Source organism: Bradyrhizobium oropedii, assembly GCF_020889685.1.
GTDB classification, from domain to species: domain Bacteria; phylum Pseudomonadota; class Alphaproteobacteria; order Rhizobiales; family Xanthobacteraceae; genus Bradyrhizobium; species Bradyrhizobium oropedii.
The window spans coordinates 1-25,239 of the sequence record NZ_JACMYO010000082.1 but is presented as its reverse complement, the minus strand read 5'-3'; the positions used below and the strand labels follow the sequence as shown (position 1 = coordinate 25,239).

At 64.5% G+C, this 25,239-nt stretch carries 21 protein-coding genes; 16 read left to right on the top strand and 5 right to left on the bottom strand.

Going from position 1 to position 25,239, the window contains the following annotated elements; all coding sequences use genetic code 11:
• The first annotated feature begins 98 nt into the window (after nt 1-98).
• From lepA to H8A95_RS22705, 4 genes are all read left to right on the top strand, one after another.
• Nucleotides 99-1,910: a translation elongation factor 4 gene (gene lepA / locus H8A95_RS22720; RefSeq protein ID WP_229185118.1), complete on the top strand. Its 1,812-nt coding sequence runs from the start codon at nt 99-101 to the stop codon at nt 1,908-1,910.
• Between the two features lie 174 nt (nt 1,911-2,084).
• Nucleotides 2,085-2,420, top strand: a complete 336-nt coding sequence (locus H8A95_RS22715) for a hypothetical protein (RefSeq protein ID WP_229185117.1) — start codon at nt 2,085-2,087, stop codon at nt 2,418-2,420.
• Between the two features lie 151 nt (nt 2,421-2,571).
• Complete coding sequence (locus H8A95_RS22710) at nt 2,572-3,798, top strand: MFS transporter (RefSeq protein ID WP_229185116.1); 1,227 nt, start codon at nt 2,572-2,574, stop codon at nt 3,796-3,798.
• 144 nt (nt 3,799-3,942) lie between these two features.
• On the top strand, nt 3,943-5,115 hold the full coding sequence (locus H8A95_RS22705) for an acyl-CoA dehydrogenase family protein (protein ID WP_229185115.1): 1,173 nt from the start codon (nt 3,943-3,945) through the stop codon (nt 5,113-5,115).
• 142 nt (nt 5,116-5,257) lie between these two features.
• Here H8A95_RS22705 and H8A95_RS22700 read toward each other — a convergent pair whose 3' ends face one another.
• The 3 genes from H8A95_RS22700 to H8A95_RS43860 form a co-directional block, all read right to left on the bottom strand.
• Nucleotides 5,258-6,253 (bottom strand): ABC transporter substrate-binding protein, encoded by a 996-nt coding sequence (locus tag H8A95_RS22700; RefSeq protein ID WP_229165600.1) that lies wholly within the window; start codon nt 6,251-6,253, stop codon nt 5,258-5,260.
• 357 nt (nt 6,254-6,610) lie between these two features.
• Nucleotides 6,611-7,480: a VOC family protein gene (locus tag H8A95_RS22695; protein WP_229185114.1), complete on the bottom strand. Its 870-nt coding sequence runs from the start codon at nt 7,478-7,480 to the stop codon at nt 6,611-6,613.
• 351 nt (nt 7,481-7,831) lie between these two features.
• Nucleotides 7,832-7,957, bottom strand: coding sequence for a hypothetical protein (locus tag H8A95_RS43860; RefSeq protein WP_274617454.1), 126 nt, complete (start codon nt 7,955-7,957; stop codon nt 7,832-7,834).
• Nucleotides 7,958-8,452: 495 nt separating this feature from the next.
• On the opposite strand from H8A95_RS43860, the gene H8A95_RS22690 reads away from it, so the two are divergent.
• The 6 genes from H8A95_RS22690 to H8A95_RS22665 all read left to right on the top strand — a co-directional run bounded on the left by H8A95_RS22690 (nt 8,453) and on the right by H8A95_RS22665 (nt 17,281).
• Nucleotides 8,453-10,699, top strand: a complete 2,247-nt coding sequence (locus H8A95_RS22690; RefSeq protein ID WP_229185113.1) for a TOMM precursor leader peptide-binding protein — start codon at nt 8,453-8,455, stop codon at nt 10,697-10,699.
• Nucleotides 10,700-10,792: 93 nt separating this feature from the next.
• Entirely contained in the window at nt 10,793-12,169 is a 1,377-nt protein-coding gene (locus H8A95_RS22685) for a SagB/ThcOx family dehydrogenase (RefSeq protein WP_229185127.1), read from the top strand.
• 149 nt (nt 12,170-12,318) lie between these two features.
• The gene (locus H8A95_RS22680; RefSeq protein ID WP_229185112.1) at nt 12,319-13,407 is read left to right on the top strand and encodes a helix-turn-helix domain-containing protein; all 1,089 of its coding nucleotides are present in this window, start codon (nt 12,319-12,321) and stop codon (nt 13,405-13,407) included.
• A gap of 34 nt (nt 13,408-13,441) precedes the next feature.
• Nucleotides 13,442-14,587 carry an acyltransferase family protein gene (locus tag H8A95_RS22675; protein WP_229185111.1) on the top strand — a complete coding sequence of 382 codons (1,146 nt, stop codon included), beginning with the start codon at nt 13,442-13,444 and terminating at the stop codon, nt 14,585-14,587.
• A 200-nt stretch (nt 14,588-14,787) separates the two neighbouring features.
• Nucleotides 14,788-16,752: a methyl-accepting chemotaxis protein gene (locus tag H8A95_RS22670; RefSeq protein WP_229185110.1), complete on the top strand. Its 1,965-nt coding sequence runs from the start codon at nt 14,788-14,790 to the stop codon at nt 16,750-16,752.
• 73 nt (nt 16,753-16,825) lie between these two features.
• Entirely contained in the window at nt 16,826-17,281 is a 456-nt protein-coding gene (locus tag H8A95_RS22665; protein WP_229185109.1) for a DUF1801 domain-containing protein, read from the top strand.
• 110 nt (nt 17,282-17,391) lie between these two features.
• On the opposite strand, the gene H8A95_RS22660 is transcribed toward H8A95_RS22665, so the two are convergent.
• On the bottom strand, nt 17,392-19,587 hold the full coding sequence (locus tag H8A95_RS22660; protein WP_420839439.1) for a putative bifunctional diguanylate cyclase/phosphodiesterase: 2,196 nt from the start codon (nt 19,585-19,587) through the stop codon (nt 17,392-17,394).
• 342 nt (nt 19,588-19,929) lie between these two features.
• Nucleotides 19,930-20,367: a L,D-transpeptidase gene (locus tag H8A95_RS22655; protein WP_229185107.1), complete on the bottom strand. Its 438-nt coding sequence runs from the start codon at nt 20,365-20,367 to the stop codon at nt 19,930-19,932.
• A gap of 195 nt (nt 20,368-20,562) precedes the next feature.
• Between H8A95_RS22655 and mepA the strand changes: the two genes are divergently transcribed.
• From mepA to H8A95_RS22625, 6 genes are all read left to right on the top strand, one after another.
• Nucleotides 20,563-21,513 carry a penicillin-insensitive murein endopeptidase gene (gene mepA, locus H8A95_RS22650; protein WP_229185106.1) on the top strand — a complete coding sequence of 317 codons (951 nt, stop codon included), beginning with the start codon at nt 20,563-20,565 and terminating at the stop codon, nt 21,511-21,513.
• A gap of 147 nt (nt 21,514-21,660) precedes the next feature.
• Nucleotides 21,661-22,170 (top strand): hypothetical protein, encoded by a 510-nt coding sequence (locus H8A95_RS22645; protein WP_229185105.1) that lies wholly within the window; start codon nt 21,661-21,663, stop codon nt 22,168-22,170.
• A gap of 187 nt (nt 22,171-22,357) precedes the next feature.
• On the top strand, nt 22,358-23,143 hold the full coding sequence (gene modA / locus H8A95_RS22640; protein WP_229185126.1) for a molybdate ABC transporter substrate-binding protein: 786 nt from the start codon (nt 22,358-22,360) through the stop codon (nt 23,141-23,143).
• 163 nt (nt 23,144-23,306) lie between these two features.
• Nucleotides 23,307-24,002 (top strand): molybdate ABC transporter permease subunit, encoded by a 696-nt coding sequence (gene modB, locus H8A95_RS22635; protein WP_163161570.1) that lies wholly within the window; start codon nt 23,307-23,309, stop codon nt 24,000-24,002.
• Nucleotides 24,003-24,004: 2 nt separating this feature from the next.
• Complete coding sequence (gene modC, locus H8A95_RS22630; RefSeq protein WP_229185104.1) at nt 24,005-24,676, top strand: molybdenum ABC transporter ATP-binding protein; 672 nt, start codon at nt 24,005-24,007, stop codon at nt 24,674-24,676.
• A gap of 93 nt (nt 24,677-24,769) precedes the next feature.
• Nucleotides 24,770-25,239 (top strand): hypothetical protein (locus H8A95_RS22625; protein ID WP_229185103.1); only part of this gene is annotated, 470 nt, incomplete at its 3' end.

Below are 25,239 nucleotides of genomic sequence, written 5' to 3'. Positions count from 1 at the left end.
CAGCCCTAAAGGAAACAGCCCCGTGATTCGCCGTCACACCCCTGCAAAATACCGCAATATGGTTGCCCGCGCGGGGGTGCGGATGCTATCCCGCGCCCATGACAACTGCCCCGATTTCGAACATCCGCAACTTCTCCATCGTCGCCCATATCGACCATGGCAAATCGACCCTTGCCGACCGCCTGATCCAGATGACGGGCGGCCTGTCGGATCGCGAAATGGCGGGCAAGGAGCAGGTGCTCGATTCGATGGATATCGAGCGCGAGCGCGGCATCACCATCAAGGCACAGACCGTCCGGCTGAACTACCGCGCCAAGGACGGCAAGGACTACATCTTCAACCTGATGGACACGCCCGGCCACGTCGACTTCGCCTACGAGGTGTCGCGGTCGCTGGCGGCGTGCGAGGGTGCGCTGCTGGTGGTCGACGCCAGCCAGGGCGTCGAAGCGCAGACGCTCGCCAATGTCTACCAGGCGCTCGACAACAATCTCGAGATCGTGCCGGTCCTGAACAAGGTCGACCTGCCCGCCGCGGAACCCGACAAGGTCAAGCAGCAGATCGAGGATGTGATCGGCATCGACGCCTCCGACGCCGTGATGATCTCGGCCAAGACCGGCATCGGCGTCCCCGATGTGCTGGAAGCCATCGTGACCCGCCTGCCGCCGCCGAAGGGCGACCGCGACGCGACCTTGAAGGCGTTGCTGGTCGATAGCTGGTACGACGTCTATCTCGGCGTGGTCGTTCTGATCCGCGTGGTCGACGGCACCATGCAGAAAAACCAGCGCATCCGCATGATGGGCACGGGCGCGGCCTATGACGTCGAGCGCGTCGGCTTCTTCACGCCGAAGATGGAGCAGGTCGAGGAACTCGGTCCCGGCGAGATCGGCTTCATCACCGCGGCGATCAAGGAAGTCGCCGACACCCGCGTCGGCGACACCATCACCGACGACCGCAAGCCGATCAGCGAGATGCTGCCGGGCTTCAAGCCGGCCATTCCGGTGGTGTTCTGCGGCCTGTTTCCAGCCGACGCCAACGACTTCGAGACGCTGCGCGGCGCGATGGGCAAGCTGCGCCTCAACGACGCCAGCTTCTCCTACGAGATGGAGACCTCGGCCGCGCTCGGCTTCGGCTTCCGTTGCGGCTTCCTCGGGCTGCTGCATCTGGAGATCATCCAGGAGCGGTTGTCGCGCGAGTTCGACCTCAATCTGATCGCGACCGCGCCGAGCGTGATCTACAAGATGCATCTGACCGACGGTCAGGAGATTTCGATCCACAATCCGGTCGACATGCCCGACGTGGTCAAGATCGCCGAGATCGAGGAGCCGTGGATCGAGGCGACGATCCTGACGCCCGACGAATATCTCGGCAGCGTCTTGAAGCTGTGCCAGGACCGCCGCGGTTCACAGAAGGAGCTGACTTATGTCGGCTCCCGCGCGATGGTGAAATACGACCTGCCGCTCAACGAGGTGGTGTTCGACTTCTACGATCGCCTGAAGTCGGTCTCCAAGGGCTACGCCTCGTTCGATTATCATTTGACCGACTACAAAGTGGCCGATCTCGTCAAAATGCAGATCCTGGTCAACAACGAGCCGGTCGACGCGCTGTCGATGCTGGTGCACCGGACCCGCGCCGAAGGCCGCGGCCGCGCCATGGTCGAGAAGATGAAGGAGCTGATCCCGCCGCACATGTTCCAGATCCCGATCCAGGCGGCGATCGGCGGCAAGGTGATCGCGCGCGAGACCGTCCGCGCGCTGCGCAAGGACGTCACCGCGAAGTGCTACGGCGGCGACATCACGCGCAAGCGCAAGCTTCTGGAGAAGCAGAAGGAAGGCAAGAAGAAGATGCGGCAGTTCGGCAAGGTCGACATTCCGCAGGAAGCCTTCATCGCCGCGCTCAAGGTGGATAGCTGAGGCGACGCCAGTCGCGCCTTAACCGAAAATCTCGAAAACAACCCCATGCAAAGTAGCCGGAAGTGGATAGTCGACGCGCTGCCGCAGGCGCGCATGATGTCCATTCCTGTCTCAGCAACAAAACGCACCAGGATTTGAATCGCCATCGCACGGCGACCCTACTAGACTCCGGTCATGTTGCGCATCCTGTCCCTCCTTGTCGTCATCCTCGCTCTGCTGCAGCCGGACCTGAGCTCGGCCGCCTCGTCGAAAAAGCGCCACGGCAGCACTCGCTGGCATGGTTATGGCTTCCTGCCCGGCTACCGGCAGCCGCCGAACGAGACCATTCCGGTGCTCGGCCCGCGCGGCGCCGCCCGTGGGTACCCGGACTTTTCGCCGGAATATTGGTATGGCGGGGACTGGCATTACTTCGGCCGTCCCGGATTCCATGGCGGGGGGCGCTACAATGGCGGCAGCTACGGCCCGTGCTGGAGCTGGACGCCGATCGGCCGGGCCTGGAATTGCGGCTAGCCGCGAGGCGCTGCGACATCTTGCGCATGCAACGCACGATCCGCTGATCCCGGAATGAGAGGCATGTTGCCCGTCATATTGCCTCTGGACCTGGGATAGGCCACCATCCTTCCCACGCGCACCACAAAAAACGACAGCGCCGGGGAAATGCATGAGCAAGGCCGCTCGCTTCGATTATGGTTGGGTCGTCGTCGGCGCGGGCGCGCTGATGACCTGCGTCGGCTTCGGCACCATGCTGTCGCTCGCGGTGTTCCTGCAACCGATCTCGGATGCGATGGGCTGGTCGCGCGCCGGCATCTCGGCCGCGGCGACGCTGGATTTCCTCTGCATGGGTTTTGCGGCGTTCGCCTGGGGCGCGCTGTCCGATCGCTTCGGCACCCGCATCGTGGTGCTGGCCGGCAGCGTTCTGCTCGGGCTGGGCCTCGTGACGGCAAGCTACGCGCAGAGCCTGTGGCAATTCCAGCTGTGCTTCGGCGTGCTGATCGGAATCGCCGCCGGCAGCTTCTATGCGCCGATGATGGCGCTCGCGAGCGCCTGGATCGACAAGCATCGCAGCCTCGCCGTCGCCCTGGTGTCGGCCGGCATGGGCGTGTCGCCGCTGACGGTCGCACCATCCGCAAGCTGGCTGATCACGGCCTATGACTGGCGCTTCGCGATGTTCGTCATCGGCATCGCCGCGTGGGTGCTGCTGATCCCCGCATCGTTCCTGGTGCGCCCGGCGCCGAAGGGAACCGAGGTCGCGAATGCGACCACCGCGAGCGCGCCGCAAATGGAATGGACCGTGGCGCAGGCGCTGCGCACGCCGCAGTTCATCACGCTCGCACTGGCGCATTTCGCCTGCTGCGCCGCGCATTCGGGACCGATCTTCCACATGGTGTCCTATGCGATGGTCTGCGGCATCGCGCCGCTCACCGCGGTCACCGTCTACAGCCTCGCCGGCTTCTCCGGGCTCGGCGGCCGCCTGCTGCTCGGCGTGCTCGCCGACCGGCTCGGCGCCAAGCCGGTCCTCGTGGGCGGCCTGCTGGTGCAGGCGCTGTCGATCGCGACATATCTGGCCGTGGCGCAGCTCGGCGAGTTCTACGCGCTGTCTGTCGTGTTCGGCCTCGCCTATGGCGGCGTGATGCCGCTCTATGCCGTGCTGGTGCGCGAGTTCTTCGGCGCGCGCATCATGGGCACGGTGTTCGGCGCGGTGTCGGCCTTTGCGAGCCTCGGCATGGCGCTCGGGCCGTGGGCCGGCGGCTACGTGTTCGACACCTTCCACGGCTATACGTGGCTGCACGCCGGGTCGTTCGCGATCGGCCTTGGCGCGGTCGCTGTGGCGCTGAGTTTCTCGACCAAGCGCCAGCCGTCGCTCGATCTCGGCCGTGCCACCGCCTGAACCGGGATGCATTCGTCGCGCTCGCGCGCGTCGATGACGGATAGCTGATCTGCGTCGGCGCCGCCCCGCCTTGCCCTCTTCTGCCGGATGGGTCACCATCGCGCGCGCCCCCAACAAGAATGTCAGAAGGGGCCGAGGAAACGCATGAACAAGCCGCAGGGAGTAGACCTTGTCGAGCGGGCGCGCGCGCTGGCGCCGTTGATCATTGCTGAAGCCGACGAGATCGAACGGACGCGGCGGCTGACGCCGGCCGTCACCTCGGCTCTCGTCGAGAACGGGCTGTACCGCGCGCTGCTGCCGAAGCGTTTCGGCGGCGCCGAGGCAACGCTGGAATCGTTCATGCAGATGCAGGAGGAGATCGCCAAGGCCGATGCATCGACCGCCTGGTGTCTCGGCCAGTGCAGCGTCTGCGCCATGACCGCGGCCTATCTCGACCCCGATGCCGCCAACGAGATCTTCAACACCGCGCCCGGCATCCTGGCCTGGGGCGCGATCGCCCATGAGGTCCGTGCCGAGCCCGGCGGCTACCGCGCCAGTGCGCGCTGGGATTTCGCCTCGGGCTCGCGGCAGGCGAGTTGGCTCGGCGCCCATGTCCGCGTCGTCGAAGCCGACGGTTCGCCGCGCAAGAAGGCCGACGGCGCGCCGGAGATCCGCACCATCCTGTTCCCGATGTCGCAAGCGACGATGTACGACGTCTGGGACGTGATCGGCCTGAAGGGCACCGGCACCGATTCCTATTCGGTCGACAATCTCTTCATCCCGGAAAAATTCGCCGCGCTGCGTGACGATCCCGCCGCCTGCCGCGAGGGAGGACCGCTCTACAAGCTCTCCACCAACATGGTGTTCAGCATGGGCTTTGCCGCCACCGCGCTCGGCGTCGCCCGCGCCATGCTGGATGCGGCGACCGAGCTTGCTCGGGCTAAGACCCCGCAGGGCCTCAAGGCGATGCGCGACAACAACGCGGTGCAGGGCCAGATCGGCCGCACCGAGGCAAGCCTGCGCGCCGCCCGCGCCTATCTGTATGCGACGGCCCACGAGGTCTGGAGCGATCTCGCCCGCGGTGAAGCGATCAGCGAGGCGCACCGGATCGCGATCCGCATCGCCTCGACCTGGACCATCCACCAGTCGGCCGCCGTGGTCGACATCGCCTATCACATGTCTGGCGCAACGGCGGTCTTCGCCAAGAATCCGTTCGAGCGACGGTTTCGCGACATGCATGCGATCGCCCAGCAGATCCAGGCCCGCGACACCCAGTATGAGGACGCCGGCAAGGCGATCCTGGCGGGCAATCTCGCGGCGCCGCCGACGACGCGCTAAGGTGCGATGAAATCAGATCGAACCAGGGCAGGTGCTCATGCATCCGCCATGTCGGCTTTGCCCCCCCAACACCGGACATCGCCGGGTGATCACCGCATGTCGGTTTTGGGCCAGAAGGCGACATCGTGCTACCTGCGAGCCGTTACTCGATGACGTGGTCGGCGCGCTTCAAAAGGTCGACTGGAATTGTCAAGCCGAGGGCTTGCGCAGTCTTGAGGTTGACTACAAATTCGCGACGCGTGATGAGTTCGAAGGGTACATCTGCCGGCTTGGCGCCTTTGAGGATCTTATCGACTACACTCGGCACGCCGGCAAAGGTATCGGTGAAGCTTGTGCCGTATGTGATGAGGCCCCCCGCGTCCGACGCGCCCCCCCAAAAAATCGCCGGCATGCGATGCGCCGCTGCCAATTCCGCGATTCGCTTGCGCACGGGGATTGTAACGGGCACCTCCAGAACTATCAGCGCTTCGGCTCCCTCGCTGGCCATGGCCTTGAATGCCGCGTCAAGATCTGGCGTTGGACCGTGTACTTTCAGCACTTGTGGAGTGACGCCTGCAGCCCGGGCTGCGGCTACTTTATTGCGCTCAACAGGAGCCAAACCGCTGGCGTCGGCGCCTGGAATATCTGAATCGCTCAGGATTGCGACACGCGCGAGGTTCGGAATCAACTGCTTGAGTATCTCTAATTGCCGACTGCCCAGTGATGGGTCGTCGCTGGTGATTCCGGTGATATTCCCACCTGGGCGCTCCAGCGTGGCAGCGAAGCCAACAGCCACCGGATCGGCGACGATAGCGGCCACAATCGGAACCGTCTTGCTGGCTTTCCAGGCGGCATTCGTCGATGGCCCGCCGTAGGTGGCGATCACATCGACGCCCAGATTGACGAGTTCGACAGCAAATCCTGGTAGGCGATCGAGCTGCCCTTCAGGAAAGCGAGCTTCGAAAATGATATTCTTGCCCTCGACATAGCCGAGCCGCGCAAGCTCGCCTTTAAGTGCGTCGAAGACCGGACCCGGCCCCCAGTTGGAGAGCATGCCAACTCGGTATACCTTATCCGCCTGCTGCGCTTGCGACGCGCTACAAACAACGACGAGGCCAAAAGCTGCAATGGCCGTGAAAACGATTTTCTTCATGCGCATGGTCGATTCCCTCGCAATTCTCTCGCCAACTGCCCATTCGTCCGAAGGGATAATTCGGAACATCTCGTTTTCAGGGCAATTCACCATCATTGCACGTACCCGAGCCTATGAGAATGGGACCTCGCTCCCTGCGCGCGCGTGATTGCGAAGTGATGCAATGTCGCCTTCGGGTCAGAAGCTGACGAAGTCCGCCTCCTCCGACGATTGAAGCATGCCTCGCCGCGACAACGATGCCGCGAGGCGGATCTGCATCGATGGCCTCAACCTGGCCGATCAGATATCTACTTCAAAGGCGGTATTGGCGCGTGTCCATCCCGCCTGTCCCGCCTTCAGGCGGCAAACAGCAAACGCTTCGTCCTAGCGCTTCGTCTTGTGAAGCACCACCCTGCCCTTTGAAGCAATGCCACCCCACCTGGCAGACCAACCGACTTCCGAGGTGGAGGGGCGTTCGGTGCGCGTCTGATCCCAAGCCCCCTGCAACGCAAAGAGGGCGCCTTGCGGATCGACACATCGAACGATCCAGCAACCATCGGGTAACTCGATCGGACCCTGGAGGATCCGGCCTCCGCCAGCATTAACGCGCCTCGCGGCCGCGCCGATGTCGTCGACGTTGAAGTAATAGAGCCAGCTGGGCTGCGATACGCTCGGAAGCTTGGTGAGCATGCCGCCGATCGTCTGCCCGGCCGCCGAAAACAATTCATACACGTCTGCCGGATCGGCTTCAGCATGGGCCTTCTGCCAGCCAAGAAGCTTGCCGTAAAACGCAAAGATCTTGTTCCGGTCTTCAGCCAGCAACTCATGCCAGCCCACGCGCCCGGGCTCGTCCAACCCGCCGGGTTGCCGTTGGCCATATGTCGGTCCGGTGACCAGCGCAAACGTCGCTCCCTGCGGATCGGCGACCACTGAAATTCGGCCGATATTGCTGTCGGTCGGCGATACCAGGACGGCGCCGCCAAGACGGCGGATCTGCGCGGCCTTCGCATCCGTGTCATCGACGGCGACGTAGCCGACCCATCTCGGCGTTGCGCCCAATCGCAGCCCCTCTTCGGGGAGCTCCATGAGCCCGACCACCGGAGTGTCGGCTGCAGTAAGCACCGTGTAGGCCAGCTCCGGCGTCGACGCATCTTTCGTCGCCCAGCCAACGACCTTGCCATAGAAGGCGCCTGCTGCCCGCACGTCCGTCGTCAGCAGTTCATACCAGGCGAAGCGTCCAGGCTGATCGACCAAGCTGATTTCCCTGTTCACGCGGACCGGCAATTGCCGCACTGCATCAAACCGCCCCTCGTCGCAATCCGCTCACGGGCGTAGATGCTCGGCGCCATCGATTAAATTTCGGCGATATTGTTCATGAAGATGAATGCAATCCAGCCTCATTACATTTCGTGACTCCGTAAATCTTGCCTGCCTTGTTCGCTCGACGTAGGATCACGGCCTACGGAGTTCGTTCTTCCAACTTTGGAGGATGCGGCCATGCAGCGGGCGAAGCAAGCTTCGAAGAAGAAGCGAATGACCAAAGCCGCGGTGCCGGCGCTGGGAGTAGCCGGTCTGACTTTTTCGCTGGCGGGAAGTGCATCGGCTTCAGTCGTGCCAACCGGCGACATTCAACACAGGCCGAACTTCGCGCCCGGCCAGGTGACCGCACTCAGCGAGGAAGAACTCGCCGACGTCAGCCTCGCTACCTTCCATCTCAATCTGCTCGACCATGGAAGCGTCGCGAGCGGTGTGCTGCTCGCGCGGGGATGCGGCGGTTGTCATGGCTGCGGAGGTGCCAGAGGTTGCGGAGGCTGCAGAGGCTGCGGCGGATGCAGAGCGTGCAGAGGTTGCCGCTGCGGCGTCGGTTGCGGTGGATGTGGCGGCTGCGGCGTTGGTTGGATAGGGGTAGGCGTGCCATGGGTGACATGCGCAGGGTGCTGTGCATCGTGGGGCCGCTGCCGCTGGTGCTAGGAAGCAGCGCGCCCTGACTCTGTATCGACACGTCGCGATTTCATTGGCCGGGCCCGCGAGCGACCCGGCCGATTTTTTTCTTGCTTTACAACGTTCGCCGCGCCTGGCCGGTCAGCTTGCCGATGGCGGGCGAGTGTGATCCAACTTATTCGAAGAATGCCAGTGGTCGAGCTCGGCGCACAAGTTGGGCGGGGCAGTGGTTTGCCGTGCGCCGGCAACCGGCAGTGACGGGAACAGGATCAGCGTGCTGACCCGATGACAGTCAATCGCAAGAGCCGCGCTGCGAGGCAGACCCGCAAGGGCGTTTTGCGCTTCGCGCCGAACTTCACCGCCTATGTCATTCCTCCCAATGTGGTCTGTCTTTATTCCGAGAATCGCAAGTTCTTCCTGCACGGCGATCTGTATTGTGCTGTAGCTACGGCGATCGGAAAAAACGGAAGGGCTGCGCCAGAGATCGTTCGCCAGCTTTCAAGGAGTTTTCCCGCCGACAAGATCGAGGAAGCGATCAAGCGGCTGTTGGAGCGCCGTTACGTCGTTAGCGGAGCACCGCACGCATTCGCGGGCGCCGTTGATGGATATTGGGCGAGCCTCGGCCTGCCTCCCGAGGTCGCGGAGCAGAATCTCCGCAATTGCCCTGTGCGGGTGGAATCGATCGATGTCAAAGGCGGCAGGGAACTGAGCACGGCCTTGAGCAAGCTTGGCGTTCAGATCACCAAGCGGTCGCCCAGGCTCATCATCACGCTGGTGAACGACTATCTTGATCGACGGCTCGCCGAACTGAACGCGGAGCGCGTCGCCGATGGGACACCGTGGCTCCTGGTGCAGCCGTCCGGCGTGATTCCGTTGGTGGGACCTGTGTTCAAGCCGGGCGAGAGCGCCTGCTGGACCTGCCTGTTCGATCGCATGATACGCAATCGGGAGATCAAGGGATTTCTCGACCGCGGACCGGCGCAAACCGTCGCCGTATCGCCGCTGGTCCACGACTCCGTTGGACAGACCGCGGTTCACTTCGCTGCCGTAGAGATCACGAAGGCGATTGCCTCGGGTTTTCGCACCGACCTGCGCGATCACATCGCAAGCTTCGACCTGACTGGTGCCGTCGTTGCCAAGCACTATGTCGCGAAACGCCCGCAATGTCCCACTTGCGGCAGCAAGAAGCTGCAGAGCCCGCGCCGGGCGGCAACCTCGATCGAGATTGCCGAGGGCAGAAAGCTCATCGTCACCAGCGGCGGATACCGCACCGTGACATCGCGAACCACCGTAGCGCGGTTCCGCAAACACGTAAGTCCGCTGACCGGCGTCGTTTCGCGGCTCGAGCGGATCGAGGCCGATCTGCCGATGAATACGAATTTCTTCGCCTACCACAACTTCTCCGCGCCGGCCTGGAACGTTGACCAGCTCAGATCCGGACTGAGCGGCGGCAGCTTCGGCAAGGGTTCCACGGCCGAACAGGGCGAGGCCAGCGCGCTGATGGAGGCGATCGAGCGCTATTCGGGCATTTTCCAGGGCGACGAGATCAGGACGAAGCGCCGCTTTACCGATTTCGCTCCCGGTGACGCTCTTCTTCCCAACGACGTCCAGCTTTTCAGCGACACGCAGTTTCAGAACAGGCATGCCCCGCAGCCGGACGATTCACACCCGGTTCCCGAGCCGTTCGATCCCTCGACAAAAACCGAGTGGTCGCCGGTCTGGTCGTTGCGCGACAAGCGTTTCAAATATCTTCCGACCGGCCTGCTGTACTTTTTCTATGGCGGCTTCCACACGGATTCCAACGGATGTGCGGCCGGCAACACCCGTGAGGAAGCCATCGTTCAAGGCTTCCTCGAACTGGTCGAACGCGATGCCTACGCCATCTGGTGGTACAATCGGCTGCAACGTGCCGAAGTCGACCTCACGCAATTCGACGATTCCTATGTGCGGGATCTGCAAACCCAGTTTGCCGATGCGGGGCGCCGGCTTTGGGTGCTCGACATCACCAGCGATCTCGGCATTCCCTCTTACGTGGCGATCACGCACTGGATGCAGAACGGACACGAAAATATCGAGTTCGGCTCCGGCTCGCATTTCGATCGCCGCATAGCCCTGCTGCGTTCCCTCACGGAGCTGACCCAGTTCATGTCGATCGGCATGATGGGCGGCGGAAGCGGCGAGAAGCCGACGCTTGACGGTGTTACGCCGCTGCGACTTGACGACTATCCCTTTCTGATCCCCAGCGACAATCCGATCGTCCCGCCGGCACCGAGCCTCAAGGTTCACGATAATACGAGCGACCAGGTCAATGCCTGCATCGAGATTGCCACCGGCGCGGGACATGATTTCCTCGTGCTCGACCAGACGCGGCCCGACGTCGAAGTCCCCGTCGTCAGAGTGCTCGTTCCGGGCTTGCGGCATTTCTATCGCCGCTTCGCGCCCGGCCGGCTTTACGATGTTCCGGTGAAGCTTGGATTATTGGATCGCTCGCGACTGGAAAGCGAACTCACTCCGTTTCTTCCACACACCTGAAGGTCGGCTTCCGTGCGCGTTCTCCGGAAAATGCCGACCAAGAAGATCGCACCAGTCATCGCCGCCCGATTGAACGGTCGTTTTTCCCTTCATATGCAGGCGGACGGAAGCATCGCCGCTGCCCTCGGCCGCTATACGGTCAATCTGGGACAATTCAGCGCGGCGGCGATCGACCGTGCGGGACACCTCACCTCCGGCCTGCCGCTCGCCTCCTTTGCCGGCAAAAGTGCCCTCGCGAGGCAGGTTCATGCCCTGGTGCAGCGACTGGCGCGGCACGGGCTTCTCGAATACCGCCTATCCTTTCCGCGCGAGGAGCGGGACCTCGTGATCATCGAGCCGCAGGTCGCCGAATACTGGCCGCAGCGCGCAAAGCTGGGGAACGGTGATACCATCGTGTTGTCGCGCTTCGCCTATCTGCGCCGGCGCGGCAACGAGATGGTGCTGGAATCGCCGCGCGCCGGGGCACTGTTTCGGATTTGCGATCCCGCCATCGCCGCCACCCTTGTGGCCCTGTCGCAGCCCCAGCAGATCAGCAAGCTTCGTCGCCACGCGACCTCCTTGAACCTCGATCTGCTCGGACTGCTGCTCGACAGCCAGATGCTGATCAAGCTCAATGCGAAAGACGGCGACGGCCTTCGGGAGAATGAAGGCGACGGCAACCTCGTTCTCTGGGATTTCCACGATCTCGTGTTTCACACGCGGAGCACGGAGGGCCGACATGCCGATCCGGTTGGCGGTGCGTTCACCTATGCGGGCGTCGTTCCACCGCTGCCTGCGATACGTCCGCGTTGGCCAGGCGAGAAGATCACCCTCCACAAATTCTCCACGCGGGAGCCGATCTCGCCCTTCGCGAAGCTGTTGCGTGAACGCCATTCAATACGAGACTTCGACGACCAGCACCCGGTCACGCTCGCCGAACTCGCACAGTTTCTCGAGACCACCGCCCGCGTGCTATCGGAATGGAAGAGCGGAGCGAGTTTTGACGACGGCCCTGAAGTCACCTACAGCGCAAGGCCCTATCCATCGGCGGGCAGCGCTTACGAGCTGGAATTGTACCTGGCCGTCTCGAACTGCGAGGGGCTTGCGCGCGGATTTTACCATTACGATGCGGGTGGTCACGCACTGGTGGCGATCGGCGCTTCCGCCCACCAGCTCCAGGCGCTCTCGACGGCGGCCGAGTTTGCCATGGACGCGCCCGGCCCGCCGCAGGTCCTGATCACGATCGCCGCGCGTTTTGGGCGGGTGTCCTGGAAATACAGCTCAATCGCATATTCGCTGATCCTGAAGGATGTCGGCACCATGATCCAGACGTTCTATCTGGCGGCGACTGATATGGGCCTTGGCGGCTGCGCCATCGGCACGACCAACATCGATCTTTTTGCGAAAATCACCGAGCTCGAATTTCATGTCGAGAGCCCGGTCGGTCAATTTGCACTCGGACGCGGCAAGAAACCGCTGGCTGCAAGCTAGAGAGCCAGCTCCGCGGCTCAGGCGGACACGTTGAGCCCACTGATCGTGGGATGTCTTGCTTCCATTCGGGCCAGACCCTGCCGCCGAAGAGCGCTTCTTGGCTTGCAAGCGCCCATCGTTCGAGTCAGGACATGGTCGGGAGGTTCACCATGCTGCTTGAAACCGGGCTTCGCGGTGGCGCATTGGCGCTCCTCGGCATGCTTGCGATCATCGGATTTCCCGGCACGCTCCGATCGCCGATAGGTCGCGTCACACTGCTCTTCGATCTCTGCGTGATCGCGTTCCTGATCGAAACGGCGCCCGAAATACACGAAATGCTCGCCTGGTGGATCGTTCCGCTGCGGATCCTCAGCAATTCGATCGCAGGCGTGTTTGTCGCCTGGGCCGAGACAGCCTTTGCCGACAGCAACCCGCCGACGCGCTGGCGGTGGGCCGGCTTCGCTGCCATGCTGCCGCTCGCAGCCGCGGCCACCTTGTCCGGCTCGGCCGTGGCCTGGAACGCGACGCATGCCGCGACGCTGATCCTGGTGATCTTCGAGACCGCTCGGGTGCTTGCCGGGCGCAAGGCAGACCTGGTCGAGGGGCGCCGGCGCGTAAGGATCGTGTTCGCCTGCGGTATTGGCCTCGTCATCCTTGGCACGACGGTGCTGGACGCCGCCGGCGTCCGCTGGCTGCCCGAACTCTCGGCCGTGCTCGGCCTGTCCGTGGTCGCGGTTCTGATCCGTCTGCGCGCGCTTGTGCCTGAGCCGGCACTCCAACCAGCCCCCTCCGCGCCAACGACGCTGGCGATGCCGGTGACAGCGGAGATGAGCCCGGTGGAGCGCCAACTGGCAGAGCGGCTGCGGCAGGCGATGGAGCACGAGCGCGCCTACCGCGACATGGACCTTTCGGTGGATCGACTGGCCGAGCAGTTGGGAGCGCCCGCCTACCGCCTCCGGCGGCTGATCAACCAGCGGCTCGGCCACCGGAACTTCACCGAATTTGTCAACCAGTACAGGATGAAAGAGGCGCGGGCGGCGTTGTCTGACCCTGCGCAAGCGCGTGTCCCGGTGCTGACCATCGCCCTTGACGCCGGTTGGGGATCGATCGGTCCGTTCAACCGTGCCTTCAAGGCTCAAGCCGGCGAAACGCCCACTGAGTTCCGTCGTCGGGCACTGGCCGATTTCGCAATCGGCCATCCCTCGCCGGATTCGGCCAGGGCGGACGCGAATTTCGACAAGACCGCCACATCGATATGAGGCCTGATCCTGGCGCGACCAGGAGGACGGCATCATGCCCATCGCGAAGCCAGGCTATCGCCTTTTCTATATCGACAACCTGCGCTGGTCGGCGATCAGCCTGGTCGTCATCATGCACGCGGCCGTGACCTACTCGCCCTTCGGCAGTTGGTACTACCGTGAGCATCCCGAACTGGGCCTCGGAGCGAAGTTCGGGTTTGCCGCCTATCAATCCTTTCAGCACGCGGTTGCGATGGGATTGCTGTTCGGCATAGCCGGCTTCTTTGCTGCCGGCGCCATCGCACGCAAGGGCGCCGGCGCTTTCATGCGCGAGCGAGTGCGGCGGCTCGGCCTGCCGCTGCTGCTGTATATGACGGTGATCGGTCCGCTGACCGAGTATTTCGTCGCAGGGTCGTGGCAGTCGAACCCGCCGCGCACATTCATGCAGGACTGGTGGCTGCACCTCCGCTCGGGGGATCTTCTCGACGAGTCGGGTCCCCTCTGGTTCTGCCTTGTGCTTCTCCTGTTCTCGGCCATCTATGCCGCGCTGTGCCAGGTGCGCCCGGTCCGGCTCGTCCCGCGGCAACCCCCGTCTACCGGGGTCGTGTTGGGCTATGCGATCCTGATCGCCATCGTGACCTTTGCGGTGGGCGCTGCCTTTCCGGACGCCACGACCGTTCTCAACATCGATGTGCACGACTTTCCGCAATACCCGTTCATGTATGCTGCCGGAATCGCGGCGTGGAGAGCCGATTGGTTGCGCCAGATTCCATGGCGCGTCGGAAGGCGTTGGCTGTGGGCAGGCCTTGCAGCCGGCAGTGCGCTGTGGATCGTCCTGATCGCAACGGGCGGCGCCATGAGCGGCGGCGTCTCCGCCTATCGCGGCGGTTGGCACTGGCAGGCTGCCGGCATGGACGCCTGGCGCTCATTCACCTGTCTTGCGCTGACGCTGGGGGCGATCACGCTCTACCGGGAGCGCTTCAATAGCCAAGGTGCCTTGGCGTCATTCCTGACGCGCAATGCGTTTGGCGTTTATGTCCTGCACGCTCCGATCTTGATCGCGGTGACGCGTTTCCTGCATGACTGGCCCGCTTCCGTCGGCATCAAATTCGCGGTGGCCGGCATAGGCGGGGTTGTGTTCAGCTTTCTCCTCGTCGGTTTCGTCGCTCAGCGAACACCCGGCTTGCGCGCCGTTCTTTGAGCGATGTCCGCGTATTCACCGGAAGCGGACATCTGGGCGCAGTCTGATTCAACCCGATCTCATCGCGTTGTGGCGCATGGTACGAAAGTAGGCACCGGCGGCCAGGGCTGCGGCACGAATTTCGGCGGCGCAACATCCGGTTGTTAAGCTTTTTCTGGGACTTTGCGGCCGGCGCTAATGCCTGGAGTTCCGACGGTCCCATGTTCACGCTTCGATCGATTGCCGCTCGCCTGATCCTGGCGATTTCACTGACCGTTGCAGTCGCCTGCGCCATCCTCGGCGGTTTCTCGATCAGCCAGCAGCGCGCGCTGACCCGGCTCGCGCTCGATCAGCAGCTCAAGCTGCAATATGACAGCGTGATTGCGGCGATCGACTACGAGGGCCGCACGGCGCTCGCGGTCTCGGCCGTCATCGCCGCCCTGCCGCCGGTCGAGGACGCGATCGCCAAAGGCGACCGCGACGGCCTCGGCAAGCTGCTCGCCGCCCCCTGGGCGTCGATCAAGGCGCAGGGCATTCCGCTGATTTCGTTCTGGCAGGCCCCGGCGACGAGCTTCTACCGGATCCACACCCCGAAAATCTTCGGCGACGACGCCTCCACACGGCGCATCACCGTGGTGGAATCGATCAAGGCCGGCAAACCGATCGTCGGCGTCGAGCCCGCCCGCGAGGCGCTTTCGATCTTCGGCATGACCCCGGTCGTGCATGACGGCAAGACGCTGGGCAATGTCGACATCGGCGTCGCCTTCGGCAAGGAATTCGTCGACCGCGCCAAGAAGCGCTTCGGCATCGACCTTGCCGTGCATTCCTTCGACGGCAAGAGCTTCAAGCGGCTGTCGTCCACCTTCGGCGACACCGTGGTCGCGACCCCGGACGAGCTCAAGGCCGTGATGAACGGGGCAGCCCTGCTGCGCGATGCGACGCTCGACGGCCATGCTGTGGAACTCTATCTCGGCCAGATCAAGAACTATGCCGGCGAACCGGTCGCCGTGCTCGAGATCGTCAAGGACACCAGCGACTATGCAGCAGCTGCCGCGAGTGCGCAGCGCAATCTGATCCTCGGCGTGGTCGCGATCCTGGCCGCAGCCGTATTGCTTGCGTTCCTGCTCGGCCGCGGCCTGTCGCGACCGCTCACCGCAATCACCGCCGTGATGAACCGCCTGTCCAGCGGCGACACCAGCGTCACCATTCCCGGCAGCGAGCGCCGCGACGAGCTCGGCACCATGGCGAAGGCGGTCGACGTGTTCCGCCGCGGCATGATCGAAACCACCTCGCTGCGCGACGCGCAGGAAGCCGACAAGGTCAAGGCGGCGTCCGACAAGCAGGCGTTGCAGCAGCAGATGGCCGACCGTTTCGAAGCCGACGTCAAGGGCATGGTCGCCGCCGTCGCGCAGTCGTCGGGCGCGATGCAGCGTGTCGCCAACGAGATCACGACCAGCGTCAACGGCACCTCGGAACGAACCTCGGCGGCGGCCGCCGCGTCGGAGGAAGCATCGGCCAGCGTCAACGCAGTCGCCGCCGCAACCGAAGAGCTGGCGTCCTCGATCACCGAGATCGGCCGCCAGGTCACCCATTCCAGCCGCGTCGCCGACGGCGCCGTGGCCAAGGCGATGGAAACCACCGAGATGGTGACGAGCCTTGCCGCGTCAGCCGAGAAGATCGGCGACGTGCTGCGCCTGATCAGCGCGATCGCCAGCCAGACCAACCTGCTGGCGCTCAACGCCACCATCGAAGCGGCGCGCGCCGGCGACGCCGGCCGCGGCTTTGCCGTGGTCGCCGCCGAGGTGAAGGACCTGGCGAGCCAGACCGCGAAGGCGACCGAGGAGATCGCCGGCCAGGTCGGCGCGATCCAGTCCGCCACCGGCAATTGCGTCAGCGCCATCGGCGACATCAGCGGCACCATCCGCGAGATCTCGGCGATCGCCACCGCAATCGCGGCCGCCGTCGAGCAGCAGGACTCGGCGACGCGGGAGATTGCCCGCAGCGTGCAGCAGGCGTCCTCCGGGACCGGCGAAGTCTCCGCCAACATCGCCGGCGCGAGCGAGGCCGCCGGCCAGTCCCGCGCCCTCACCGGCAATGTGCTGGATACCTCCGGCCAGCTCGGCGATCACGCCTCCGCGCTGTCGCACAGCGTCGACACGTTCCTAGCCGGACTGCGCGCAGCCTGACCGGCGGCGCTCTATATGACCTTCGGGGCGCTGTGCTAGACAGACGTTACACGTCCTCCTCGCGGAGCCTTCCATGCGCAAGCCGGCAACCTCGACCAGCAAGGCGACACGCCCGCGGGCGAAAGCCGCAGAAGCGCTGTTCGACGCGTACCCTGCCCCCGTCAAGGCGAAGCTGCTGGCGCTGCGGCGATTGATCTTCGAGACCGCGAAGACGACGAAGGGCGTCGGCGCGCTGGAAGAGACGCTGAAATGGGGCCAGCCGAGCTACCTCACGCCGCAGACCGGCAGCGGCAGCACGGTCCGGATCGATCAGGTGAAGCCGGCCGCCGACCAGGTCGCGGTTTACTTCCATTGCCAGACCAATCTGGTCGAGACCTTCCGCGAGCTCTATCCCGAGCTCAGCTACAGCGGCAATCGCGCGATCCTGCTCGATGTCGCCGGCAAACTGCCGGAGCCCGCGTTGCGCCATTGCATTGGGCTGGCGCTGACCTATCACCTGAACAAGCGGACGACAGGCAGCAGGGCGTAACGTCATCGTCATTGCGAGGAGCGAAGCGACGAAGCAATCCATCTCACCGCGTGTGGGGATAGATGGATTGCTTCGCTGCGCTCGCAATGACGCTCTGGCAGCGATCCAGGCTACGCCACCAGCGCCGTCGCGACGCGCTGCGCCTTCAGCAGGCTGATGACCTCGGCGTTCGGGCGGGCGCGGCTGAACAGGAAACCCTGGCCCTCGTGGCAGCCTTCGGCGCGCAGGCAGCTCAACTCCGCCTCGGTTTCCACGCCCTCCGCGGTGATGGTGACGCCAAGCCCCATGCCGAGGCTGACGATCGAACGCACAATCGCCTGCGCGTCCGGATTCGCGTCGAGGTCGCGCACGAAGGACTGGTCGATCTTGATCTTGTCGAACGGGAAGCTGCGCAGATAGCTGAGGCTCGAATAGCCGGTGCCGAAATCGTCCATCGACATCCGCACCCCGAGCGCGCGCAGCGCATGCAGCGTCGCCAGCACCTGGCTGCTCTTCTCGAGCAGCAGCGTCTCGGTGATTTCGAGTTCGAGCCGCCGCGCCGGCAGGCCGGATTGCCGCAGCGCGTCGGTGACCAGCGCCAGCAGATTGCCGGTCCGGAATTGCAGCGGCGACAGGTTGACCGCGACGCGCACATCGTCAGGCCATTGCGCCGCATCCATGCAGGCACGACGCAGCATCAGTGAACCCAGCGGATTGATCAGGCCGGTCTCTTCGGCAACCGGAATAAACTCGCCCGGCGAGATCATGCCGCGCTCCGGATGCGGCCAGCGCACCAGCGCCTCGAGACCGGTGATGCGTCCGGTCGCAAGATCGACCAGCGGTTGGTAATAGGGCCGCAGGCCTTCGTTCTGGATCGCATCGCGCAGATCGATCTCGATCTTGCGGCGGCTCTGCGCGCGCGCGTCCATCTCCGCCTCGAAGAAGGAGAAGGTGCCGCGGAATTCGCTCTTGGCGCGCGACAAGGCCATGTCGGCGCTCTTCAGCAGCTTTTCCGAATCCTCGCCGTCGCCGGGCGACATCGCAATCCCGATGCTGGCGCCGATCACCACCGAATGTCCTTCGAGCAGATAGGGCTCGCCGATCGCATCGAGGATCCGCCGCGCCAGCAGCACCGCGTCCTCGGGCCGCATCACGCCGCCCTGCACGATGGTGAATTCATCGGAGTTGAGGCGGGCCAGCGCATCTTCCTCGCGCAGCGTCGAGCGCAGCCGCTTGGCGACCCCGCGCAGCAGCTTGTCGCCGATGCCGTGGCCGAGTGTGTCGTTGACCGCCTTGAAATTGTCGAGCCCGAGCATCAGCACCGCGACTTTGTCGGTCGAGCGGCGGGTGTGTTGCAGCATCTCGTCCATCTGCTGGCGCAGCAGGTTGCGGTTCGGCAGGCCGGTCAGGCTGTCGTGCTGGGCCATGAAGGCCAGCCGCGCCTCGGCGCGCTTGCGCTCGGTGATGTCCATCAGCGCGAGCAGCATCGCCGGCTGGTCGCCATGCATCAGCTGGCGCGAATAGATCGCAAGATCGATCAGCGTGCCGTCCGCGCGCACATGCTTCCAGGTCCGCGCCGCCTGCTCGTCGCTGCTGCGGCCGGCGGCCCAGGGCAGCTCGGCATCGAACGCCTGCAAGCTCCTGATCGTCATCCGCTCGAATTCGGCACGGACATAACCATAATGCGCGATCGCGGCGTCGTTGACCGCGAGGATCTTTTCGCCGTCGAGCGCGCACAGGATCATCGGCACCGGATTGCCGTCGAACAGCAGGCGGAACGACGCCTCGCGCTGCTTCAGCTCGGTGATGTCGACGCGCAGGCCGACGATGCCGCCATCCGAGGTCAGCCGCTCCTCGATCAGCACCACGCGGCCGTCGGCCAGCACCTGCTCGTGCCGCTCGCCCGGCTGGTACATCTTCTTGAGCCGCTCGGCGATCCATTCCTCCTCACGGCCGGCGGCCTCGGGATAATCGCCGCGCGCGACGCCGATGCGGATGGTGTCTTCCAGGCGCGCACCGTGCTCGAACAGATCGGAGCTGCGCTTGTAGATTTCCGAGTATTTCCTGTTCCAGAGGGTGTAACGACCTTCCGGGTCCAGGAACACAATGCCTTGCGGGAGAATGTCGATCGCCTCACGCAGCCGCGCATTCGACTTGCGGGCCTCGGCGATCGCGGCCTCGGCCTGCGCGCGCTGGCGCACCAGTTCGCCGATCTCGACGCCGGGGCGGCGCGAACGGCTGGATACTTTCGGCATCGGCTTGGGCCGCCGGCCCCGAGGACGGGACAGTTTGGCCTGCTTCGGTTTCTTGATCTTCTTTGGCCGCATCATCGGTGTCGCACGCCCCACGCGCATTCCAGTTCGGCGATATATCTGCGATAAGTCTCTGAAAAATTGGTATCTCTTGGCGAATAGCTGCGCTGTTTGAGACATCGCGGCATGCCTGCTTTGCAGGCGCGTCCACGCCGAACATCAGTGGCCTGCCATCCGCAGGCGGCACACAGCGCAGATTTGCAGCATGGAAGCGCCGGAGCGTGGTGAAGGAAGGGTAAATCGGCGCGCGACTGCACATTGGACGCGCCGAAAGCGCCTCCAGCGCATCAATGTTGGCCAGCGTGTGACAGGGTTATCGCGGGGTTAAGGCGCGACCGGCTTCACCTCGTCTTGCAGCTAGTTGGTGATCTCGATCCGCGTGCCGCCGCGGCCGTTGCGCTCGACCAGCCTATAGAGCTGTGCTGCGTGCGAGGGATTGAGCCGTACGCAACCATGCGAGGCCGGGCCGCCGAGACGGGTGAGTTCATAGGTGCCATGGATGGCAAAGCCGCCATGGAAGAAGATCGCGTAGGGCATCGGCGAGTTGTAGTACTTCTTCGAGTACCAGCGGCGCGCCAGCATCTGCGGACGGAACACTCCACTCGGCGTGCCATAGCCGCGCCGGCCGGTCGACACCGGCCAATTGTAGCGTCTCGCGCCGTCGACGCTGACCGCCATGCGCTGGGATGATTTATCGATGTGAACCACGATGTCGGCTCGCGCCGGAGACAGCGCCAATGTCGACGCCGCAATCGCGGCGGCAAACGCCAGCCGTACGCAACATACGCTCGTCATAATAATGCCTACCCTGAAATTATTGTGCGCATGATGTCGCCTGCAACGCGCGCCTGTAAAGTGGCGTGGATCACATGGCAGCCCGGAAACCGCGGGTCATCTCGATCCGCCCTGTGGGCGATCAAGCGAATGGGATGAAGGCGCGGTCCGCCCGCTCCGAATCCATGCTAGCCTTGCGCTGACAGAGTGATCCGAATGACATCCCGCCTGCGTCTGATCCCGCTCCTGATGATCTCCGTCCTCGCCGCCTGCACCATCTCCGCGCGGGCGCAGGACAAGGGCTCGCTCAATCCGCAACCATTGCCGCCGCTCGCCAACCCTAACGATCCGACGATCGGGGCGAAGCAGTTGTTCGCGCGCAAGGTGCTGCCGGCGGCGATGCCGACGCAATCGATCGGCGGCTACACCAAGGGCTGCCTCGCCGGCGCCGCGCAGATGCCGTTCGACGGCGCCACCTGGCAGGTGATGCGCCTGTCGCGCAATCGCTACTGGGGTCACCCCGCCATGATCACGATGTTGAAGCGGCTTGCTGCCAACGCGCACAAGGACGCCGGCTGGCCCGGCATCCTGGTCGGCGATATCGGCCAACCGCGCGGCGGCCCCGCGCTGTCCGGTCACACCAGCCACCAGATCGGGCTCGACGCCGACATCTGGCTGACGCCGATGCCCGATCGCAAACTGTCGCGCGAGGATCGCGAGGAGATGTCGGCGGTGATGATGGTGCGCGATGACCGGCTCGATATCGATCCGCGCGTCTTCACGCCCGGTCATGTGCTTGTGATCCGCGACGCCGCGCGGGAGCCGGCGGTGCAGCGCATCTTCGTCAATCCGGCGATCAAGAAGGCGCTGTGCCGCGAGGCCAAGGGCGACCGCAGCTGGCTGTCAAAGATCCGGCCGTGGTGGGGCCACGACTATCACTTCCACATCCGGATGCGCTGTCCGTCCGGCAGCCCCGCATGCGAGGGACAGAAGCAGCAAGCGGAGGGCGAAGGCTGCAAGCCTTCCGATCTCGCGTTCTGGTTCAAGGATTCGGTGCTGCATCCGAAGCCTCCGGCGAAGCCGCCGAAGCCGCGCCCGCCGATGACGCTGGCGCAGCTGCCAGCCCCCTGCAGGACGGTGCTCAACGCACCCGACGCCAAGCAGTAGCATCCATGCAATAACATCTTTGTCAGGCGGCTATGCCGGCCGGCTTGAACTGCGTTATGATCTCGCGTCGTCGCGCCGTAAGCGCGTTCGAGCGATGGATCGGGGCCTCTGATCTATTTCATCCGTCACAATTGCATTGGATCAGTCATGCGCAAATCGCTCCTCGCCGCATCGCTCCTGCTAGTCTCGGTTCCCGCTTTCGCGGCGGAAGAACCGAGCGGCTGCGACAAGTTCAAATGGTCGATCGACCGCGCACGCGCCGCACTCACTGCGCCCGATCGCGCCAAGCTCGCCTCGGGCAGCGAGCAGACCGCATTGCCGTCGACCGCCATCACGCTGGCGCTAGTGGCCCCGGCCGATGCCAAATTGCCCTCGCCGCCGGAGCGCGCGCCGAAGGACGGCTCCTTCGCCGGCTTCACCAGCTTCAAGGCCGCACCGAAGGCCGGGCTCTATACCGTCAGCCTCTCGGCCGGCGCCTGGGTCGATGTGGTGCAGGACGGGCATTTCCTGAAGCCGAAGGCGTTCAGCGGCGCGACCGATTGCGACGGCATCCGCAAGACCATGAAATTTGACCTCGCCGCCAGCCCGTTCGTGCTGCAGGTGACCGGCGCCGGAGACAATTCGCTGTCGATCGCGATCCAGCCGTCCGATCAATAGGACGGCCTTTAGACAAGTAAGTCCCAGCCTGCTATGTTTCAGTGCGATATCCCTGAGGACCGTAAGTCCTTCGGGGACCCGCGGAGCAGCGCTTCCGTCCGTCGCACCCAGACCCCACCAACGCCTGATTTGCGCGTGCCGTTCGCGCGCGAACGCGCACGGAGCGCTTTCCATGTCACGACTTTCAATTTCGAGACTTGCCGGACTTTTCACCGCCTTCGTCATTTTGCTCGGCGCGATCCATTCGCCGGCACGAGCCGAGGACAAGACGCTCACCGTGTTCGCCGCGGCCTCGATGAAGAACGCGCTCGATGAGATCGACGCGGCCTATACCGCCAAGACCGGCATCAAGATCAGCGCCAGCTATGCCGCGAGCTCGGCATTGGCAAAGCAGATCGAGCAGGGCGCGCCGGCCGACGTGTTCGTCTCCGCCGACACCGACTGGATGGACTATGCGATCAAGCAGAAGAACATCAATAAGCCGACGCGGGTGAACCTGCTCGGCAATTCGATCGTGCTGATCGCGCCGAAGGATTCCAAGATCGACAGCGTCAACATCGGACAGGGCTTCGATCTCGCCAAGCTCGCCGGTGACGGCAAGATCGCAACCGGCGACGTCAAAGCGGTGCCGGTCGGCAAATACGCCAAGGCCGCGCTCGAGAAGCTCGGTGCCTGGCAGGCGGCGGAGCCGAAATTCGCGATGGCCGAGAGCGTGCGCGCGGCGCTGACACTGGTGGCACGCGGCGAAGCCGTGCTCGGCATCGTCTATTCGACCGACGCCAAGGTCGAGCCGGGCGTCAAGATCGTCGGCACCTTCCCGGCCGACACCCATCCGGCGATCATCTATCCGGTTGCGGCGACGACGACCGCGAAGCCCGAGACCGCCGAGTATCTCGCCTTCCTGCGTTCGTCGGCGGCGAGGACGATCCTCGAGAAGTACGGCTTCAAGTTCCTGATCAGACCGACGACCTAAGCCCAGCGCCGCCGATTTGACGTTCCTCCAGTGACTGCCGCACTCACCATGAGGGACGTCAAATCGATCAGCGGCACTGGCATATTGACTCTTACTCGTGTCTGTTCCCGAAGTTCGTAACTGAGGAGCCGCACTTGCATACGAACTTCGGGAACAGACGCTAGTGTTCGAGATCTCGCCGACCGAATGGACGGCGATCCTGCTGTCGCTGCGGGTCGCCGTCATCGCAACGCTGGTGGCGACCCCGTTCGGGATCGCGCTCGCCTGGCTGCTGGCGCGGCGCGATTTCTGGGGCAAGTCGCTGCTGGATGCCGCCGTGCATCTGCCGCTGGTGCTGCCGCCTGTCGTCACCGGCTATCTGCTGCTGCTGACCTTCGGCAAGCGCGGGCTGGTCGGCGGCTGGCTGGCCGATCATCTCGGCATCGTGTTCGCATTCCGCTGGACTGGTGCCGCACTCGCTTGCGGCGTGATGTCGTTTCCGCTGCTGGTGCGCCCGATCCGGCTCTCGATCGAAGCGGTCGACCGCCGCCTCGAGCAGGCGGCCGAAACGCTCGGCGCCGCGCCCTGGCGGGTGTTTGCGACGGTGACGCTGCCGCTGGCGCTGCCCGGCGTGCTGGCCGGCATGGTGCTCGGCTTTGCCAAGGCGATCGGCGAATTCGGCGCGACCATCACCTTCGTCTCCAACATTCCCGGCGAGACCCAGACGATTTCATCGGCGATCTATTCGCTGATCCAGACGCCCGACGGCGACACCGCCGCGGCGCGGCTCGTGATCATCTCGGTCGTGCTGGCGGTCGGCGCGCTGATCGCCGCGGAAGTGTTCGCGCGCCGCGCCACCGCGCGCCTGCACGGGCAATAGCGATGCTGCGCGTCGACATCACCAAGCAACTCGGAGAGTTCGCGCTCGCGGCGGCATTCACCAGCGAGGGCCGTGTCACCGGCCTGTTCGGTGCGTCCGGCTCCGGCAAGACGTCGCTGATCAACACCATCGCGGGACTGGTGCGTCCGGATCGCGGGACCATCGTGATCGACGGCGAGACGGTGGACGATACCGCGGCCGGCGTTCACGTCCCGACCTGGCGCCGCCGCATCGGCTACGTCTTCCAGGACGCGCGGCTGTTTCCGCATCTCGATATCAGGCAGAACCTCGATTACGGCCGCCGCATGAACGGCCTCACTGAGGATCCCGCGCAGCACAAGCGCGTCGTCGACCTGCTCGACATCGGCGCCCTGCTCGACCGCCGCCCGGGAAAGCTCTCCGGCGGCGAGCGCCAGCGCGTCGCGCTCGGCCGGGCACTGCTGTCCAAGCCTCGGCTGTTGCTGTTGGACGAGCCGCTGGGCGCGCTCGACGAAAGCCGCAAGCTCGAGATCCTGCCCTATCTGGTCCGGCTGCGCGACGAGGCCGGCGTCCCCATGGTCTATGTCAGCCACGACGCGGCCGAGCTGCGCCAGCTCGCCACCCAGATCGTGATGCTGCGCCGCGGTCAGGTCACCGCGTTCGGCGGTGTTAAGGTGTTGACGAGAGGCACATAGCTAGCTGTTTTTCCGAAAGTCGGCATAAGATAGCCCATCTTACCTGCTAGGCCTGCGTCGGGAGCTCCGATCGGGCATGGGGAAAGGTGGATCGTGCGACTGACTGGCTGGGTATTGCTGCTGATCGGCGGACTGCTGTGCGCCACGATTTCGTGGGCCGCACTCGGCTTCCTGCTGATGGGCATCGGCCTGATCTCGCTCCAGGTCGCCGAGCGGCGGCGCCGCCAGACGGATGGCACCTCCGGATTTACCCCTCCGCGCCTCAGCGCCGGGCTGCAGCCGCCGACCCTCGACCCGGGCCAGGATACAGGGCCCCAGCATCAGCCTCGCCGGGTGGCTTGGCCCGACAAGAAAACGGACGCGCCCTACGACCGGGAGACGTGGCGCCGGCTGGTCGAAAGCGACCCCGATCTCGCCCAGCTCGCCAAGGTGCTGGCCGATTACGGCCCGCAATATGTCGACGAGCTGGCGGCGAGCTACCTCGCCGCCCCCGACAAGAGCCGCCTTGGGGCGATCGTCGACGGCATCATCGCGCGTGCCCGGGACGTCAGCCGGTCTCGCCG